The 15261-nt window shown below is 59.5% G+C and carries 19 protein-coding genes; 18 read left to right on the forward strand and 1 reads right to left on the reverse strand.

Going from position 1 to position 15261, the window contains the following annotated elements; genetic code table 11:
* The first annotated feature begins 1 nt into the window (after position 1).
* The 7 genes from ACODSK_RS12140 to ACODSK_RS12170 all read left to right on the forward strand — a co-directional run bounded on the left by ACODSK_RS12140 (position 2) and on the right by ACODSK_RS12170 (position 4228).
* Entirely contained in the window at positions 2-433 is a 432-nt protein-coding gene (locus tag ACODSK_RS12140) for a gp436 family protein (protein ID WP_489016261.1), read from the forward strand.
* Complete coding sequence (locus ACODSK_RS12145; protein WP_489016263.1) at positions 433-918, forward strand: Gp37 family protein; 486 nt, start codon at positions 433-435, stop codon at positions 916-918. The genes ACODSK_RS12140 and ACODSK_RS12145 overlap by 1 nt, the downstream gene beginning before the upstream one ends.
* The gene (locus ACODSK_RS12150) at positions 915-1157 is read left to right on the forward strand and encodes a hypothetical protein (protein ID WP_489016265.1); all 243 of its coding nucleotides are present in this window, start codon (positions 915-917) and stop codon (positions 1155-1157) included. The genes ACODSK_RS12145 and ACODSK_RS12150 overlap by 4 nt, the downstream gene beginning before the upstream one ends.
* Positions 1129-2568: a phage tail sheath subtilisin-like domain-containing protein gene (locus tag ACODSK_RS12155; protein ID WP_489016267.1), complete on the forward strand. Its 1440-nt coding sequence runs from the start codon at positions 1129-1131 to the stop codon at positions 2566-2568. Before ACODSK_RS12150 ends, ACODSK_RS12155 begins: the two co-directional genes overlap by 29 nt.
* Entirely contained in the window at positions 2568-3092 is a 525-nt protein-coding gene (locus ACODSK_RS12160; protein WP_489016269.1) for a phage major tail tube protein, read from the forward strand. The genes ACODSK_RS12155 and ACODSK_RS12160 overlap by 1 nt, the downstream gene beginning before the upstream one ends.
* Before the next feature lie 102 nt (positions 3093-3194).
* Positions 3195-3773: a hypothetical protein gene (locus ACODSK_RS12165; protein ID WP_489016271.1), complete on the forward strand. Its 579-nt coding sequence runs from the start codon at positions 3195-3197 to the stop codon at positions 3771-3773.
* 113 nt (positions 3774-3886) lie between these two features.
* A complete protein-coding gene (locus ACODSK_RS12170) occupies positions 3887-4228 on the forward strand; it encodes a phage tail assembly protein (protein ID WP_489016272.1) in 342 nt (113 codons plus the stop codon).
* Between the two features lie 35 nt (positions 4229-4263).
* On the opposite strand, the gene ACODSK_RS12175 is transcribed toward ACODSK_RS12170, so the two are convergent.
* Positions 4264-4521: a hypothetical protein gene (locus ACODSK_RS12175; RefSeq protein ID WP_489016274.1), complete on the reverse strand. Its 258-nt coding sequence runs from the start codon at positions 4519-4521 to the stop codon at positions 4264-4266.
* Between the two features lie 19 nt (positions 4522-4540).
* Between ACODSK_RS12175 and ACODSK_RS12180 the strand changes: the two genes are divergently transcribed.
* The 11 genes from ACODSK_RS12180 to ACODSK_RS12230 all read left to right on the forward strand — a co-directional run bounded on the left by ACODSK_RS12180 (position 4541) and on the right by ACODSK_RS12230 (position 15117).
* The gene (locus ACODSK_RS12180; protein WP_489016276.1) at positions 4541-7165 is read left to right on the forward strand and encodes a phage tail tape measure protein; all 2625 of its coding nucleotides are present in this window, start codon (positions 4541-4543) and stop codon (positions 7163-7165) included.
* On the forward strand, positions 7165-8049 hold the full coding sequence (locus tag ACODSK_RS12185; protein ID WP_489016278.1) for a phage tail protein: 885 nt from the start codon (positions 7165-7167) through the stop codon (positions 8047-8049). The genes ACODSK_RS12180 and ACODSK_RS12185 overlap by 1 nt, the downstream gene beginning before the upstream one ends.
* A 2-nt stretch (positions 8050-8051) precedes the next feature.
* Positions 8052-8258, forward strand: a complete 207-nt coding sequence (locus ACODSK_RS12190) for a tail protein X (RefSeq protein ID WP_489016279.1) — start codon at positions 8052-8054, stop codon at positions 8256-8258.
* Positions 8246-9358, forward strand: coding sequence for a phage late control D family protein (locus tag ACODSK_RS12195; RefSeq protein ID WP_489016281.1), 1113 nt, complete (start codon positions 8246-8248; stop codon positions 9356-9358). Before ACODSK_RS12190 ends, ACODSK_RS12195 begins: the two co-directional genes overlap by 13 nt.
* Positions 9358-9891 (forward strand): phage baseplate assembly protein V, encoded by a 534-nt coding sequence (locus ACODSK_RS12200; RefSeq protein WP_489016283.1) that lies wholly within the window; start codon positions 9358-9360, stop codon positions 9889-9891. The genes ACODSK_RS12195 and ACODSK_RS12200 overlap by 1 nt, the downstream gene beginning before the upstream one ends.
* A gap of 61 nt (positions 9892-9952) precedes the next feature.
* Positions 9953-10330, forward strand: a complete 378-nt coding sequence (locus ACODSK_RS12205) for a GPW/gp25 family protein (RefSeq protein WP_489016284.1) — start codon at positions 9953-9955, stop codon at positions 10328-10330.
* Positions 10314-11435, forward strand: coding sequence for a baseplate assembly protein (locus ACODSK_RS12210; protein WP_489016285.1), 1122 nt, complete (start codon positions 10314-10316; stop codon positions 11433-11435). The genes ACODSK_RS12205 and ACODSK_RS12210 overlap by 17 nt, the downstream gene beginning before the upstream one ends.
* The gene (locus ACODSK_RS12215; RefSeq protein WP_489016287.1) at positions 11428-12009 is read left to right on the forward strand and encodes a phage tail protein; all 582 of its coding nucleotides are present in this window, start codon (positions 11428-11430) and stop codon (positions 12007-12009) included. Before ACODSK_RS12210 ends, ACODSK_RS12215 begins: the two co-directional genes overlap by 8 nt.
* Positions 12009-14015, forward strand: a complete 2007-nt coding sequence (locus ACODSK_RS12220) for a hypothetical protein (RefSeq protein ID WP_489016289.1) — start codon at positions 12009-12011, stop codon at positions 14013-14015. Before ACODSK_RS12215 ends, ACODSK_RS12220 begins: the two co-directional genes overlap by 1 nt.
* 9 nt (positions 14016-14024) lie before the next feature.
* Positions 14025-14447, forward strand: a complete 423-nt coding sequence (locus ACODSK_RS12225) for a phage tail assembly chaperone (protein ID WP_489016291.1) — start codon at positions 14025-14027, stop codon at positions 14445-14447.
* 199 nt (positions 14448-14646) lie between these two features.
* A complete protein-coding gene (locus ACODSK_RS12230) occupies positions 14647-15117 on the forward strand; it encodes an Lrp/AsnC family transcriptional regulator (protein ID WP_489016292.1) in 471 nt (156 codons plus the stop codon).
* The last annotated feature ends 144 nt before the right edge of the window (positions 15118-15261 follow it).

Raw genomic sequence — 15261 nt, forward strand, 5'->3', positions numbered from 1 at the left:
CATGCGCTACTGCAACCGCGACGACGTAGGTCGGGCGATCCCTGAACTGACGCTTGTTCAGCTCTCCAACGATGATCCTGCAGCTGATCTGCCGGACGAGGGCGTGATCGAAGATGGTGTCCGCCAGGCCGAGGAACTGGTAGACGGCTATCTGCGCGGACGCTACGAGCTGCCGATTGATCCAGTACCGACTGTGTTGCGGGATGCAGTCGTACTGCTGGCTCGGCACTGGCTCTACCAGCGCCGGCCAGAAGGCGCGATGCCGGATGCGGTCAAGGACAGCCGCAAGGACACCATCAAGCTGCTGGAAAGCATCCGTGATGGTGTCGTCACCTTGGGCATGCCTACCGGTCAAGCAGCCCCCGAGCCTGGCGAAATCCGTGTCCGCTCTCGTCGCCAGCAGTTTGGCGATGATGTCTGGAGGGGCTACTGATGGCGCCGAAGACTCAAACCACGGTACTGCAGGACGCTCTACTGGCTCGCCTGCAGGAGCACTTCACTCGGGAGCTGTCGGTGGAGTTGTTCCCGGAAGCACCAGGACAGTACCGCCTGAACCACTCCCGTGGCGCCATCCTGGTGGCATACGGGCGTAGCAAGTTCAACAACACCGAGGCAACCGATGCGGCCTTCCAGGAGCGCCAGTTGATCTTCCGTCTAACCCTGGTGTTCCGCCAGCTCAATGGCAAGGACGGCGTCACCAGTTACCTGGACCGCATTCGCGAGGTGCTGACCGGCTGGTACCCACCACACTGCGACCGTGCATGCCAGCCATTGATGGAGCAGTTCCTGGGACACGCCCAGGGCGTCTGGCAGTACGCCCTGGACATCACCACTGGCGCAACGCAGGTCCAGGTCGTAGCTCCACACAGCGATCCGCTCCTTACCCGCGCCGACTTCGAACATGAGGGTTTCCAATGAATCTCACTCGCTACCGCTACAGCGGTCCGCAGAGCGCAGCCTGCCTGCGCGTTGACGGTGGACTGCTCGACGTCCAGCTGCTACCAGGTCAGCCGGTCGAGCTGCCTGCCGACCATGACTACACGAAGGTGCTGCTGGAGCTGAAGCATCTGGAGCCCGAGCCAGCAACGGCAACCAGCAAACCCGCGAAGCAGAAGGCAGTCGCGAAGCATGAAGGAGATCAAGCCAATGGCAGCTAACTATCTGCATGGCATCGAGACGACGGAAGTCGAGCGCGGCCCTCGGGGCGTGAAGGTGGTCAAGTCGGCTGTCATCGCCCTGATCGGCACTGCGCCTACCGGGCCGGTGAAGAAGCTGACGTTGTCGCTCAACGACATTGACGGCGCCCAGTTCGGCGGCCACCTGACAGGCTTCAGCATTCCCGAGGCACTCGATGGCATTTACGACTTCGGCGCAGGTACGGTCCTGGTCTACAACGTGCTCGATCCCGCCGTGCACCGCAGCAACGTGGCCGGCGCAGCGGGCGAGTTTGCTGACAACGACCGGTTGCAACTCGACCATGGTGCCTTGCAAGTCCTGGCCGTGAAGAGCGAGGACGGCTCTACCACCTATGACCTGGACATCGACTACAGCGCCGACATGCTCGGCGGCCTGGTCACGCGGCTCAGTTCCGGCTCGATCCCGGTCAATGGTCAGGTGAAGATCGATTACACCCACGCCGACCCCACCAAGGTCACGCCAGCGGACATCATCGGTGCGGTTTCGGTCGCAGGTCAGCGCACCGGGTTGCTGGCGTTCCAGGACAGCTATAACGAGTTCGGTTTTTTCCCGAAGATCTTCATCGCACCGGGTTTCAGTACGCTCAACTCCGTCAGCGTCGAGCTGATCGCCTCGGCGACCAAGGTCGGTGGCATGACTTACATTGACGCACCTATCGGTACCACCGTTCAGCAAGCCATCGCCGGGCGCGGGCCGGCCGGCTCGATCAACTTCAACACCAGCAGTGACCGAGTTCGTCTGTGCTACCCGCATGTGAAGGTCTACGACGCAGCGAACGGTGAACGGCTGCAGCCTCTGTCGATTCGGGCCGCTGGCTTGCGGGCGAAGGTGGACAACGACAACGGCTACTGGTGGAGCAGCTCCAACAAGGAACTGTTGGGCGTTATCGGTCTGGAGCGTCCACTGACGGCCCGCATCGACGATGCCGGCAGCGAAGTGAACCTGCTCAACGAGAACGGCATCACCACCGTGTTCAACTCGTTTGGCACCGGCCTACGCCTGTGGGGCAACCGCACGGCGGCCTGGCCGACCGTAACGCACATGCGCAACTTCGAAAACGTGCGCCGTACCAAAGACATCATCGACGAGTCGATCCGCTACAGCTCGCTGCAGTTCGTGGATCAGCCGATTACGGACGCGCTGATCGAGAGCATCACCGAGAGCGTCAACCAGTTCATGCGCAAGCTGATCGGTGACCAGGCACTGATTGGCGGCGAATGCTGGTACGACCCAGCGCGCAACCCACAGACCGAGCTGGAGCTCGGGCACATGCTGTTCAACTACAAACTCACCGTGCCGCTGCCGTTTGAGCGGGGCACCTTTGAAACCGAAATTACCGGGGAGTACCTGGTCAACCTGGGGGCCGAGTAATGGCAGGGTTCAGCGCACACCGCATCACCAACGCCTCTGTCTACTTGGACGGCAACAGCTTCTTCGGACGTGTCGAGGAAATCGACCTGGGCACGGTCAAGGCCGTGATGAGCGACTTCCAGGGACTGGGCATGGTCGGCCTGATCGAGCTGCCGGACGGGATCGACAAGCTGGAAGGCAAGATCGTCTGGAACAGCCTGTACTACGACGCCGCCAAGCGCTTCGCAACGCCGTTCAAGACAGTTCAGTTGCAGCTCCGGTCGAACGTCCAGGTCTTCAACAGCGCTGGCCTGGTGGACGAGATGCCACTGGTCACGTTGATGACCGTGATGTTCAAGGAGTACCAGTTGGGGACGTACAAGCCGCGCGACCCGACGAAGTTCGAATCGCCGTTCTCCGCGATCTACGTCCGGCAGATGCTCAACGGCAGCGAGGTGGTGCTGCTGGATTACCTGGCCAACATCTTCAAGGTTGGGGGGGAGGATCAGTTGGCCAAGTATCGGAAGAATATCGGGCAGGCTTAGCCACGACAATGCGCCCGTTCATACGGAATCGGAGCCCCGCCATTGTGCGGGGCTCTGTTTTCAGGTACGAATTCTTTGAACAACCCACGCAAGGAGCGTTAAATGTTTGAAGATTTTATGAACGACACGATTTCAGTACGAAAGCAAAACGGAGAAACTCTGGAGGGGATCAAGGCTTCCGTACAGCCCAATCAGGTGGATATTGATCGGTCGGATATTTTGATTGAGGTCGGTGATCTGATTCAGCGGAAAATGTCCAATGGAGCAACCGAAACCTACGAGGTTCTTGATCCAACATTTTACGAGGCGTTCCACGGCATCCCTGCTCATTATCAAATCAAAGTTAAAAAGCTTGGCTTGCCTGAAGCCAAAGCAAAGGTTGAACGCATCACCTACAACTTCCACGGGCACAACGCCCGAGTCAATAACAACTCCGTTGATAACTCGACTAACACGGTTACGCTCGGCGCTGACATGCAAGACTATGTTGAGGCTCTAAGACAGATAATTTCCACGCTCGATGCCTCTCAACGAAGGGCGGCGTCAGAGATCGTGGATGCTGTGGAGGCTAATCTGGCCTCCCTAAAACCCAGCAAGACGGTTGTTTCTGCGTTACTAACCGCGCTACCACACGTAGCCAGCATCAGCACTATCGCGTCTTCAATTCTTGCCGCTCTATAATCTTGGCCCCGCGTTAGCGGGGCTTCCTCTTTAAACCCGGTCAAAAGCCAGCCTCACCGCCCGGTGCGATGCTCAGGTCTCTTTCAGAGCAACTGATCAACCCGGAGAAATTGATGGCCGACCAACTCAGCATCCCCCTCAAATTTCCTTTCGCCACTGCCGCTGGCAACCGTATCGAATCGCTGCCGATCAAGCGCCTCAAGCGCAAGGATCTAGCCGCAGCGCACAACTTCTCGCCAAAAGACGAAGCCGCCCAGGAAGACTTCCTGTTCGCCAAGATGACCGGCCTGACCGTTGAGGACCTGGGCGAACTGGACATTGCCGATTCGCGGGTCGTCACTGACGTGTTTCGGGAAATGGCTGGCGGCGGAGACATTGCTGTTGTCCTGGGACGAGGCGCTGCTCCTGGTGCTCAGGATGCAGCCCTCGGAAATCCGCAAGCTGACAATGGATGACTATTGGCGCTGGTGCGAGGTGTGCGAGCGGGAGATCAACCGCCGCGTTGAGGCCGCCGAGCAACTGAGGCAATAAGCGCGATCGCCCCAGCGACCAGCCCGCCAATCAGGGCGCCACCTGCCGCAATGGGGGTGGCCGCCAGGGCCAGCACCGGCAGGCCAAGGCAGAACATTAGCACCGCCAGCCAGAACGGCAGATGCACCAAGCACAGCCAGGCGAGCCAAATCACACCCGCGCCGACGGCGAGTGCATAGAGAGTTTTGGCAGTGATCAAGGCGACTTTTTCGAACATTCCAGCAGCGTAGCAAACTATGGCCAATGAAGTCCTGGTTGGATTAAAGATCGGCGCAGCCGTCTCGGGTAGCCTGCATGCAGCGTTCGGTACAGCCAAGTCCACGGTACAGCAGCTTGGCCGGGCGACCGATGGGTTGACTGCCAAGCACAAAACCTTGGGTGCAGAGTTGTCTGCCGCTTTGGCCAATGGCGGTACAGGCTTGGGTCGAATGCGCCGCCAGTACGATCAGATCGGGAGAAGCATCGACCAACTCAAGCTTAAGCAGGAGCGTCTCAACACCAGGATCGCACGCGGCGAAACACTGAAGAACGCCCGCGCGGACCTGCGTGGCCAGGCAATGGAGACAGTCGGAACCGCAGCGGTGCTGGGAGCCCCCATCGTTCAGTCGATGCGTACGGCTATCGATTTTAAGGACCAGACCAATGACATCGCGATTACGGGTGGCTTTGACAGAGCGGAAGAGGAGCGTCTGAGCAATGTCATGCGCGGCGCTGCCTTGAGGTGGAACCAGACTCAAACCGAAGTCGCGAAAGGTGCAGCCGTGCTTATCGCAGGCGGTATATCGGATGCGAAAGAGCTAGCGGCCTATTCACCCCTGATGGCCAAGTTCGCGACTGCAACGCGAGCCAGTATGGATGACCTTGGTTCGGTGGCGATTGCCCTGAATGACAACCTTGGCATTAGTGCTGCCGGATTCGAGCGGTCCATGAATATGTTGGCCTCGGCGGGCAAAAGCGGGCAATTCGAACTGGCGGATATGGCCAGATGGTTACCTCAGTTGACCCCGCAGTTCGCGGCACTAGGCATCACAGGCGAAAGAGCGGTCGCCGAAATCGGGGCCTCTCTGCAAATCGCCCGACGCGGCGCGGGTACCAACGACGAAGCGGCGAACAACTTCAAGAACTTCCTATCGAAGCTAACAGCCAAGGACACGCTCAAGTCGTTTGAAGGGGCGGGTATAGACCTTCAGAAGTCCATGGGAAGCCTAGTCGGCAAAGGTCTTACGCCCGTCCAGGCGATGCTGGAAATCATTACTCAGTACGTCGGGAGTAAGGGACCAAAGGCAGCTGGCGAGTTTCAAAAGGCGATGGAGATCAAAGACGACGCTGAGCGGGAAACGGCTCTAAAGCGCCTGAATGAGGCATACAAGCTGGGCGAGTTGTTTGCTGATATGCAGGTGCTGTCCTTTGTACGACCCGCGCTGGCAAACCGAAAGGATCTAGCTGGAATTCAGCAGACCAGCATTGATGACGCCGACAAGGGCGTCGGTGATGCGGATTGGAAAAAGCGAATGGAGAGCCCCAAAGAGCAACTGAAGCAACTTGGGGTCAATTTGGCAGACATAGGTATTTCCATTGGTAGTGCATTAATTCCTGCCTTGGTAGATGTCACCCAGGCGGTGGTGCCGGTGATGCAATCATTCTCCGCCTGGGCAAGCGAGAATCCAGGGGTCATCAAGGGGGTTGTCGGCCTGGTCGCCGGCTTGCTGGCTGGCAAGCTGGCATTCATCGGTTTGGCCTACGGCGTCAACCTGATGCTGTCGCCTTTCGTTGCCATGCGCACCACGATCACCAGCCTATCCGCGAAATGGACGCTCCTGCGGGCCATGTGGCAAATGGGCAAGTTTGCCCCAGCGATCAGCGGACTCAGGCGGGTGGGCTCAGGCATCGGCACGGTGTTGCGCTTCAGCGGGCTGTTCCTGCGCGGTATAGCCACGGCTTTCGGTGCGCCGTTGATGATGGCTGCCCGAGGTGTACTCGCCCTGGGCAGAGTCCTGGGCGGCACCTTGTTGTTCGGCCTTAAGCTGGCCGGCCAGGCCGTGCTCTGGCTTGGACGAGCCTTGTTGATGAACCCAATTGGCCTGGCGATCACCGGGATCGCGGTTGGCGCGTACCTGATCTACCGCTACTGGGAGCCGATCAAAGGATTCTTCAGCGGGCTGTGGGCGGAGATCAAAGCCGGATTCAACGGTGGCCTGGCGGGCATCGTTGGGCTGATCGTCAACTTCTCGCCCATCGGACTGTTCTACCGAGCATTCAGCGGGGTCATGAATTACTTCGGAATTGAGCTGCCGGCGAAGTTCAGCGAATTCGGCGGCATGATTATTACGGGGCTAGTGAACGGCATCGGCAATGCCCTGACTGCGGCAAAGGAGTCGATTGTCGGTGTTGGCACTTCGATCAAGGGTTGGTTCACCGAGACGCTTGGCATCCAGTCGCCGAGTCGTGTGTTCATTGGCTACGGAGCGAACATCAGTGAAGGCGCGGCAATTGGTATCACTGATCAGGCCGGGCTTGTCCACCAGGCGGCTCTAGGCCTGTCGGGTATGACTGCGGTTGATCTGGCCGCACCAAGGATCGGCCAACCTGATACGCCGTCCTTGGCAAGGACACCGCCTTCTCCTGATCAGGTGTCAATGGCTAGCCGCATTGGTGCTCCTGGTGCGATGTCACCGGCACAGGGCGAGAGCGCCATGGTCGTTCACTACTCCCCGAAGATCGAGCTGCCTCCTGGTGCGAATGTCCAGGAAATCAACCAAGCGCTGAAAGGCGGCTATGACGAGTTCGTTCGCTTCATGGAGCGCTTCCAGCATGACCGCCGTCGTCGCAGCTACGGCCCGGACAACGGAGGGTTAGCCTGATGTTCGCGATCCTGGGAGACATTGAGTTCACGGTTGCAGGCGGCATCGTCGGGATGGAACTGCGCAGCGCTGCAGAATGGGCCGAGCACGCCCGCATCAAGGGCAAGCCACTGCTTGAATGGATCGGCGAGGGGCTGGATGAGACGAGCCTGAGCATCGAGCTTCGCCCGCAGCTTGGCGACCCCGCCGCCCGCTGGAAATCGCTGCGCGAGGCCAAGGCGAGACACGAACCGCTCGCCCTGGTTCTGGGCAACGGCGACTATCTTGGCCCTCAGGTAATCGCAGATCTGAGCCTGACTCATCACCGTATGTCCCCGACAGGCCAGCTTGCATCGGCGACAGTGCAACTGAGCTTGCGCGAATACACCGGGGCCTTTACCCGTAAAGTGCGGCCAACTCCGGGGCTTATCAGTCCCGCAGTCAGCGGCACCAGTGCCGCTGCAGCTGGCTCGCCTGGTCTGCTGTCGAAGTTCATGCCATCGCCCAGCACGGTCCAGGCGGTGATCGGTCACGCGAAGACTGCGGCGAATGTTCTGCAGGCCGGCAAGAATCTCTACGACCAGGTGAAAGCTGGTAACGCCTCGATGATCCTGGGGCAGGTCCCGCAGTTGCTCGGGGTCACTGCCCGAGCGATTGAACCGCTGCAGAGCCTTGCCGGCGCTGCGGGACTTCTCAAGGACGGTGCAGACCTGGTCAAGTTGGGGGATGACGTACTGGGCAGCGTGATGGGCGCTCGCTCCAGCTTGAACCCTGTGGATCTCGGGAACATTGTCGAGCGCTTCTCGGCATCGCGGGACTCGCTCGACCAGGCCCTGACCACCATAGACAGCGCACGCACTCGGCTGGCAGGCCTGGCCGCGCAAGTCATCACCAGGAAGGTCTGACCATGTTTATCCAGCATGTCACTACCGAGGGCGAGCGCTGGGATGCTTTGGCCTGGCTTTACTACGGCGATGCCCACCGCTATCACCCCATCGTCCAGGCGAACCCACATGTACCGCTCGATGCCGCCTTGCCGGCCGGACTGGTACTTGCCATCCCAATGCTTGAGCAACAAGCCGCTACCGAGGATCTGCCACCGTGGATGCGTTGACGCCAAACCAGGTGCCCGACGCTCGCTTCGTGCTGAGCTACATGCACCGCAACATCACTCACGACATCAGCGTTCATCTCATATCGCTGGCCTATTCCGACTTCCTGACCGGACAGGCCGATAGCCTGGACATCGAACTGGAGGACGCCGAGGGTAAGTGGACCGATGCCTGGTATCCAGGACATGGCGACATGCTGACCTTGTCCATCGGCTGGCAAGGAAAGCCGCTGCGGGTCCTGGGCAACTTCGAAATCGATGAGGTCGAGCTGAACTCACCACCCTCTACGGTGAACATCCGAGCCCTCGGTGCCGGCATCCAGTCCGCCCTGCGCACCACTGAACACCGTGCCTACGAAAACACCACGCTCGATGCCGTTGCCAAGCAGATCGCATCGCGGCAGGGGCTTGAGCTGATCGGGCGTATCGAGCCGATCAAGCTCGACCGGCTTACGCAGCAAGAGTCTGACTTGACCTTCTTGCGCAACCTGGCAGGCGAGTACGACTACGCATTCAAGGTCACCGGCAAGCGAATGGTCTTCCACGCAATCAGCGACCTGGCCAAGGGCAAACCAGTGGCGAGCTTCGCGCTCGGCGACCTGGCAAGCGTCCGGGTGCGCGATCAGATCACCGTCGTGCCGCAGAAGGTCGCGGTCAAGCACAAGGAGCCGGCGCAGAAAAAGCTGATCGCCTATGACATCGTCAACGGAGAAACCGTGGCCGTGCCGAGCAGTTCGAGCAAGGCAACCACCAGCGCGGACACCAAGAAGCAGCGCAAGCGCGCGGCGTCTGAGGAGTTGGCCAAGGCTAAGGCCAAAGCCGACCTGGCCAAGTCCAACCGTGAGCGCACAATTGGCAGTTGGACAACGATGGGGCGGCCTGACTTGGTGAGCGGTAATGTCGTGACGCTGATCGCTGCAGGGAAGCTGGGCGGCGATTACCTGATCACGGCTTCTCATCATCGGATCACCCGTAGCGGCGGGTACACGGTCGATCAGGAGGCGTGCCGAGTAGGAGCCGCGTCGATCTCATTGAGCAAGGACAGCATCAAGCCTGACCTGGCGCTTTCAAGTTACGGTCCGCAACGTGAGGTGGTCGTCTGATGGGTGTTGAACTGGAATACGGCGATGTCAGTGCCGTGGACTACCTGACGTGCCGTATACGTGTGCGCCTGGACGACCGGGATGGGGTCGAGAGCTATTGGCTAAACGTGCCGCAGCGTAATTCTCAGGGCACGAAGCGGCGGCCATTGATGCCGGAGATTGGCGAACAGGTGGCAGTGCTGCTCGATAGCGATGGTGTCGGCGGTGTTTGCCTGGGCGGCATCTATTCAACCGCTGAGCCACCGCCAGTGGTCGATGAAGATACCGACTACGTGCGGTACAGCGATGGTACGGTGGTGAGCTATGACCGGAAGGCCGGAGTGATGACACTGGATAACGTGGGTGACTTGGTATTGAAGTGCGCTCGCGGCGTGACGTTGGAGGCTGACCAGCCTGTTCTCGTGAAAGCCCCCTCTGCAACGCTGCAGATCCCCCAGGTCACGCTGGATGGCAACCTGCGCGTCAATGGCGATATCAATGCCACGGGCACCATCATGGATACGGGTGGAAACTCGAACCACCACTCTCATTAACAACATGCTCTTTAAACCCGATTAAAAGCCGGGGGAAACCGGACTTTCTCATTATTGGCGCATGACTACGCCAACTCCTTACACCGATATCACAGCCGCCCACTGGCAACCCGCCCTCGGTACGTCCGGTGAGGTTGTCGAGGGCCTGCGCGACATCGACCAAGCTATCCGCATCATTCTGACCACGCCCAAGGGCAGCGACGCCCATCGGCCGGAATTCGGTAGCGATCTTCACCTTTACATCGACTGGCCCACCGACCAGGTCACGCCGTATCTGGTACGTGAAACTATCGAAGCCATACGCGGTTGGGAAACCCGCGTGTCCGTCGTACGTGTGGAAGTTCAGCTCAACGGGTCGGACATCACCCTCAGGGTCGTGTGGCGTGTTGCTGATGGTGTGGCCCAGCTCACCGAGGTGCCCTATGCGCGAGCTGCCTAGGCCCGAGTTCGTCAAGATCGACCCGGCAGGTATAGAGGCCGACCTGATCGCACGCTACGAAGCGAAGTCAGGCAAAACACTGTACCCGGCCCAGATCGAGCGCCTCTTCATTGACCTAATTGCCTACACCCGGTCGCGGCTGGACATGTCGATCCAGAACGCTGGCGAGCAACTCTTGGTGCGCTTTTCCACCGGGCCGATTCTCGACTACCTGGGCGAACTGGTGGCAACGCCACGGCTGCTGGCACAGCCTGCCCGTTGCCAATTGCGCTTCACCCTGCCTTCGGTTCGCTCCGTTGCATTGCTCATCAGTGCCGGCACCCGTGTCAGTACCCAGGACGGAAAGCTGACCTTTACCACCGACCAGGACGTGCAGATCGCCGCTGGCCAGCTATCGGTCACCGTGAATGCCACCTGCTTGACGGCAGGCATACAAGGCAACGGCTGGGCGGCGGGTCAGATCAGCGTGATCAGCAACAGCTCCTTGGCGGGTCTGGTGGCCACAAACATCACCGAGTCGGCTGACGGCATCGAGGACGAAGGTGATGATCGCTACCGCGAGCGCATCATCCTGGCCCCCGAGGCGTTCAGCAACGCAGGCAGTCGGGGTGCATACCGCTACCACGCGCTTGCAGTACACCAGTCAATCATTGACGTAGTTGTACATGGCCCCGATGAAGGCCAGATAGATGGCCATGTCGCGCTCTATCCACTGACCATCACCGGCTTGCCATCCGATTCCATTCTTGACCAGGTGAAAGCGCGGCTGAGCGCGGAAAAGGTCCGCCCCCTGTGCGATACCGTGCATGTCTTGGCACCCACCGAAGTTCCTTATGCCATCAAAGCCCGGCTGACCTTCTACGCCACGGCTGAGCAGGTTGACACCTTGGCGGCGGCACAGCAGGCAGCCGAGGCCTACGCCGCTGATCGGCGATCAAAGCTTGGTCTCGACCTTGTACGGGAGCAGTTGACAGCCGCGCTGCAAGTCGCGGGGGTGTACCGAGCAGACCTGGAACTGCCTAGTGAACTGCGTGAGCTCCAAGGAAACGAGTGGGCCAATTGCACAGCGATAGAGCTAATTCCGAATGGGGTTGCCTATGGCTGAACAGCAGCTACCACCAGTTCTTGCAGGGGACGAGCGTTTTGTGATCCTGCGTGAGCTGCTAGACGAGAGCATGGCCGAACTCGATCTCAACGCCATGCTCATGTACCTCGTTGACCTCGTGAAGCCCAGGCTGCTACCGCATCTTGCCGACCAGTTTTCCATGCTCGATGAAGCCGCCTGGCTGCTCGCAGAGTCCGCAGATGCAAGACGCGAGCTGATCAAGAACGCCGCATATCTACATCGTTACAAGGGAACGCCTTGGGCGATACGCGAGGTTCTAAGGCTGCTCGGCTTCGGTGAGATCACCCTCCAGGAGGGCCTGGCGAACAACATCCATGACGGCTCGATTCGGCGCAACGGTGAGCACGTTCACGGAGACCCAAGTGCTTGGGCTCGTTACCGGGTCTTTCTCAAGCGCCCTATCACAAATGACCAGGCCACGCTGATCCGCAGACTGCTCTTGTCTGTTGCTCCGGCCCGCTGTCGTCTGGTGTCCCTCGACTACACAGCGGTCGCGATCCGGCATAACGGTGCCGCCAGGCGCGATGGCCAATACAACCATGGGAGCAACTAATGGCCGACTTACCTGAACGCGACGAATGGGCGCCCGGGATCTACCAGATCGAAACCTCCGACCCGGTACTCGGCGGCCCGGATGGGATCGACAACGAGCAAGCGAAACAGCTTGCGAACCGGACGCGGTGGCTGCGTAGCCTGCTTCAGAAGCTGATTGATGGTGCGACAGCCGTTGGCAAAGCTGTGCGTTTGGAAACGGCGCGCACATTCCGATTCAAAGGTGCTGCGAGCGGGAGCGCGGTCTTCGACGGCAGCACAGATGTAGAGATTTCGCTAACGCTAGCGGACAGCGGTGTTGCAGCAGGAGGCTACACGCGTGTCCAGGTCAACGCGAAAGGGATCGTAACCTCTGGCAGCACACCGACCACACTCGCGGGATACGGCATCACTGACGCACTAAAAGTCGGTGTACTGACGTATCAGCGGCCACTGCTTGCAGCAGCGCAGCCGGGTACCGCCGTCGGCGAAGGTGGAGCACTGGAGATCCGAGAAGCCCAGGCGGTGGCAGCATCGAACAAGAGTTTCACTTACGCACCAGCGCTATTGTTCAACTGGTTCAGCGTAATCACTGGTTCACTTGCGATGGACCAGTACGGGCAGCTCCGCTGGGGTGGGAGTTTGCTGCTTCATGACGGCAACTTTAACCCTGCCCTGAAAGCCAATCTTGCTGGACCGACGACGTTCACCGGAACAATCAGTGTTCCTGACCTTGCCGTCGGTACGTCGAACTCTCAGGTTGCGAACACGAAATTTGTGGCCCAGGCGATTGCTGCTCTGGTTGGGTCATCGCCTGCTGCTCTGGACACCCTGAACGAGCTGGCTGCAGCGCTGGGCAACGATCCGAATTTTGCTACGACAGTGACCAATGCACTGGCTGGAAAGGCTGCCAGGTCCACGACGCTCGCCGGGTACGGCATTTTAGATGCAATGCCGAAGGGGGCTGGCGGTCTGTTGGCGGCATCGGACTGGGTACGCGGGAAAATCGCTGATCTGGATTCGACGCAATTCTTCACTTTCGCAAACCTTGCGACAGACAAACCAGCTTTGATTGACTACGGCACCGGTGTTCACATCAAGTACCCCGAGAGTCAGTATGCGGTCGATTTCGCCGGCAGCATTATGAGTAACGTTTTCGGAGCCCGGTATGTGCTCGGCGACGGCAGGACAGGCGGGTGGTGTTACTTCTGGCATGACGGCAACTTTAACCCTGCCCTAAAAGCCAATCTTGCCGGACCGACGACGTTCACCGGAACAATCAGTGTTCCTGACCTTGCCGTAGGTACGTCGAACAGTCAGGTTGCGAACACGAAATTTGTGGCCCAGGCAATCGCAGCTCTGGTCGGGTCATCGCCTGCTGCTCTGGACACTCTGAACGAACTGGCCGCTGCGCTCGGCAACGACCCAAACTTCGCGACGACGATGACCAACGCGCTGGCTGCAAAGGCAGCGAAGTCCACAACCCTCGCCGGATACGGCATTGGTGACGGCGTATCGACAGCGATGCTGGCGACCGATGCCGAGTTGGATGCCGGTACTGCACCTGCAAAATGGACCAGTGTTGCTGGCGTTACAAGAATGCTCGGCCGCTGGGTGAAGTCCGCGACAGAGGCCGTTGCGGGTGTAAGTCGATACGCCTCGCTTTCCGAAGTTGTGGCCGGGACGGCCGGCGCAATTGCTGTGTGTCCTTCGTACCTGCTTTCAGGTTTTGCGTACAGCTTCACCGCCGCTGGTTACATCAGACTCCCGACGTTCCTGGGCGGTTTCATGATTCAGTGGGCTGCGAGCGATGAAGCAACGAATTCGTCGGACTATCGCTATTACCCAGTGCCGTTTACGTCGAGTGTTTTCGGAGGGTGGATTCAGCTGACCGACGCAACGCCGGGTGGATTCGGTGGTACCAGCAGCACGGTGTTCCAGCCGACCGACTTGACAAAATACATCTGGACTGCGGGCGGCACTTGGGCCGGTGGCGGGAAGGGTTTTCTGCTGGCCATTGGCCGATAAAGGGGCGCTATGAAATTCAGTTTGTTGACCAGTTGTTTTTACGACCCGCGTATTCATTCCGACATTCCCGAAGACGCGATTGACGTTACCGCCGACGAGTTTGACGCGCTTACGGCGGGCCGGAACGCCGGCAATCAGATCACCTTGGTCGAGGGTGTGTTGGTTCTCGTCGAGCCCGAGCCACTGCCAGTTGACCCGCTTGAGGTCGAGGCCCAAGAGCGCGCCTGGCGCGATGCCCAGCTCGCTAGCATCCAGTGGTTGCGCGATCGCCATCGCGACGAAGTTGAGCTGGGTATCAGCACCACCTTGGTCGCTGAGCAATTCGCAGAGTTGCTGGGTTACATGCAAGCGCTGCGTGAGTGGCCCCAATCAGGCACATTCCCACTGGTCGAGCACCGCCCAGTCGCTCCGACATGGATTCCATCTAAATAGGAAGGCAACGGCAGTTTGGCAATTCTGTTGCAGATGGTGCAATTTTATCGTGCGAGAATTATCTCGCCAAACGACCCGTATTTTTCGCGCGCGGCATCAGAATGGCCCGGACAGTGTCGCTGCGCCGCCTGAAAAGATCCGATCATGTTTTTCATGGCCGGGTTTAAACTGAAATCCTCAGTTCATCAGGTGTCACTTCATGGATCAGGCAATTCATCTGGACAATCTCGACCGCCGTATCCTCCGCGCCTTGCAGTCCGACGCGACCTTGAGCGGCACGGCCCTCGCCGAAGCCGTCGACAGCTCCCCGGCCTCGTGCTGGCGCCGGGTGCGTGCCCTGGAGGAGAAAGGGGTGCTACAAGCCACGGTGCGCCTGGTCGATCGCCGGGCGCTGAACCGCGATGTCGATGTCATGTGCTCGCTGCGCCTGAAGAGCCACGGCGAGAAGGATGCCGAGGCGTTCGAGCGGTTTGTCGCCACCCAGGACAACATCCTCGAATGCTTCACCGTGTCCGGCGAGTGGGACTACCTGCTGAGGATCGTCGCGGCGGATATCCGCGACTACGAAACCTTCCTGATGAAGACCCTGCTCAGGCACCCGGCGGTGGCGGCGGCCAGTTCGCAGTTCGCGTTGTCGCGGATCAAGTATTCGACTGTTGTGCCGGTGTGAAAGGGTATGGGGTGATTGGCTGTGGATTCAGGTGGTGCTTGATGGCCTCATCGTTGGCAAGCCAGCTGCCACAAGGATCTGAGCCGCACCGCCAACCCTGTGGGAGCGGGTTTACCCGCGATGGCGGCAATGAATTCACCGACG

The sequence above is a fragment of the Pseudomonas sp. FG98 genome (genome assembly GCF_057808595.1).

Bases quoted from the DNA above. Each gene is read 5' to 3' on its own strand.
- ACODSK_RS12140 (WP_489016261.1), top strand. From the start codon at position 2: ATGCGCTACTGCAACCGCGACGACGTAGGTCGGGCGATCCCTGAACTG.
- ACODSK_RS12145 (WP_489016263.1), top strand. From the start codon at position 433: ATGGCGCCGAAGACTCAAACCACGGTACTGCAGGACGCTCTACTGGCT.
- ACODSK_RS12150 (WP_489016265.1), top strand. From the start codon at position 915: ATGAATCTCACTCGCTACCGCTACAGCGGTCCGCAGAGCGCAGCCTGC.
- ACODSK_RS12155 (WP_489016267.1), top strand. From the start codon at position 1,129: ATGAAGGAGATCAAGCCAATGGCAGCTAACTATCTGCATGGCATCGAG.
- ACODSK_RS12160 (WP_489016269.1), top strand. From the start codon at position 2,568: ATGGCAGGGTTCAGCGCACACCGCATCACCAACGCCTCTGTCTACTTG.
- ACODSK_RS12165 (WP_489016271.1), top strand. From the start codon at position 3,195: ATGTTTGAAGATTTTATGAACGACACGATTTCAGTACGAAAGCAAAAC.
- ACODSK_RS12170 (WP_489016272.1), top strand. From the start codon at position 3,887: ATGGCCGACCAACTCAGCATCCCCCTCAAATTTCCTTTCGCCACTGCC.
- ACODSK_RS12175 (WP_489016274.1), bottom strand. From the start codon at position 4,521: ATGTTCGAAAAAGTCGCCTTGATCACTGCCAAAACTCTCTATGCACTC.
- ACODSK_RS12180 (WP_489016276.1), top strand. From the start codon at position 4,541: ATGGCCAATGAAGTCCTGGTTGGATTAAAGATCGGCGCAGCCGTCTCG.
- ACODSK_RS12185 (WP_489016278.1), top strand. From the start codon at position 7,165: ATGTTCGCGATCCTGGGAGACATTGAGTTCACGGTTGCAGGCGGCATC.
- ACODSK_RS12190 (WP_489016279.1), top strand. From the start codon at position 8,052: ATGTTTATCCAGCATGTCACTACCGAGGGCGAGCGCTGGGATGCTTTG.
- ACODSK_RS12200 (WP_489016283.1), top strand. From the start codon at position 9,358: ATGGGTGTTGAACTGGAATACGGCGATGTCAGTGCCGTGGACTACCTG.
- ACODSK_RS12205 (WP_489016284.1), top strand. From the start codon at position 9,953: ATGACTACGCCAACTCCTTACACCGATATCACAGCCGCCCACTGGCAA.
- ACODSK_RS12210 (WP_489016285.1), top strand. From the start codon at position 10,314: ATGCGCGAGCTGCCTAGGCCCGAGTTCGTCAAGATCGACCCGGCAGGT.
- ACODSK_RS12215 (WP_489016287.1), top strand. From the start codon at position 11,428: ATGGCTGAACAGCAGCTACCACCAGTTCTTGCAGGGGACGAGCGTTTT.
- ACODSK_RS12220 (WP_489016289.1), top strand. From the start codon at position 12,009: ATGGCCGACTTACCTGAACGCGACGAATGGGCGCCCGGGATCTACCAG.
- ACODSK_RS12225 (WP_489016291.1), top strand. From the start codon at position 14,025: ATGAAATTCAGTTTGTTGACCAGTTGTTTTTACGACCCGCGTATTCAT.
- ACODSK_RS12230 (WP_489016292.1), top strand. From the start codon at position 14,647: ATGGATCAGGCAATTCATCTGGACAATCTCGACCGCCGTATCCTCCGC.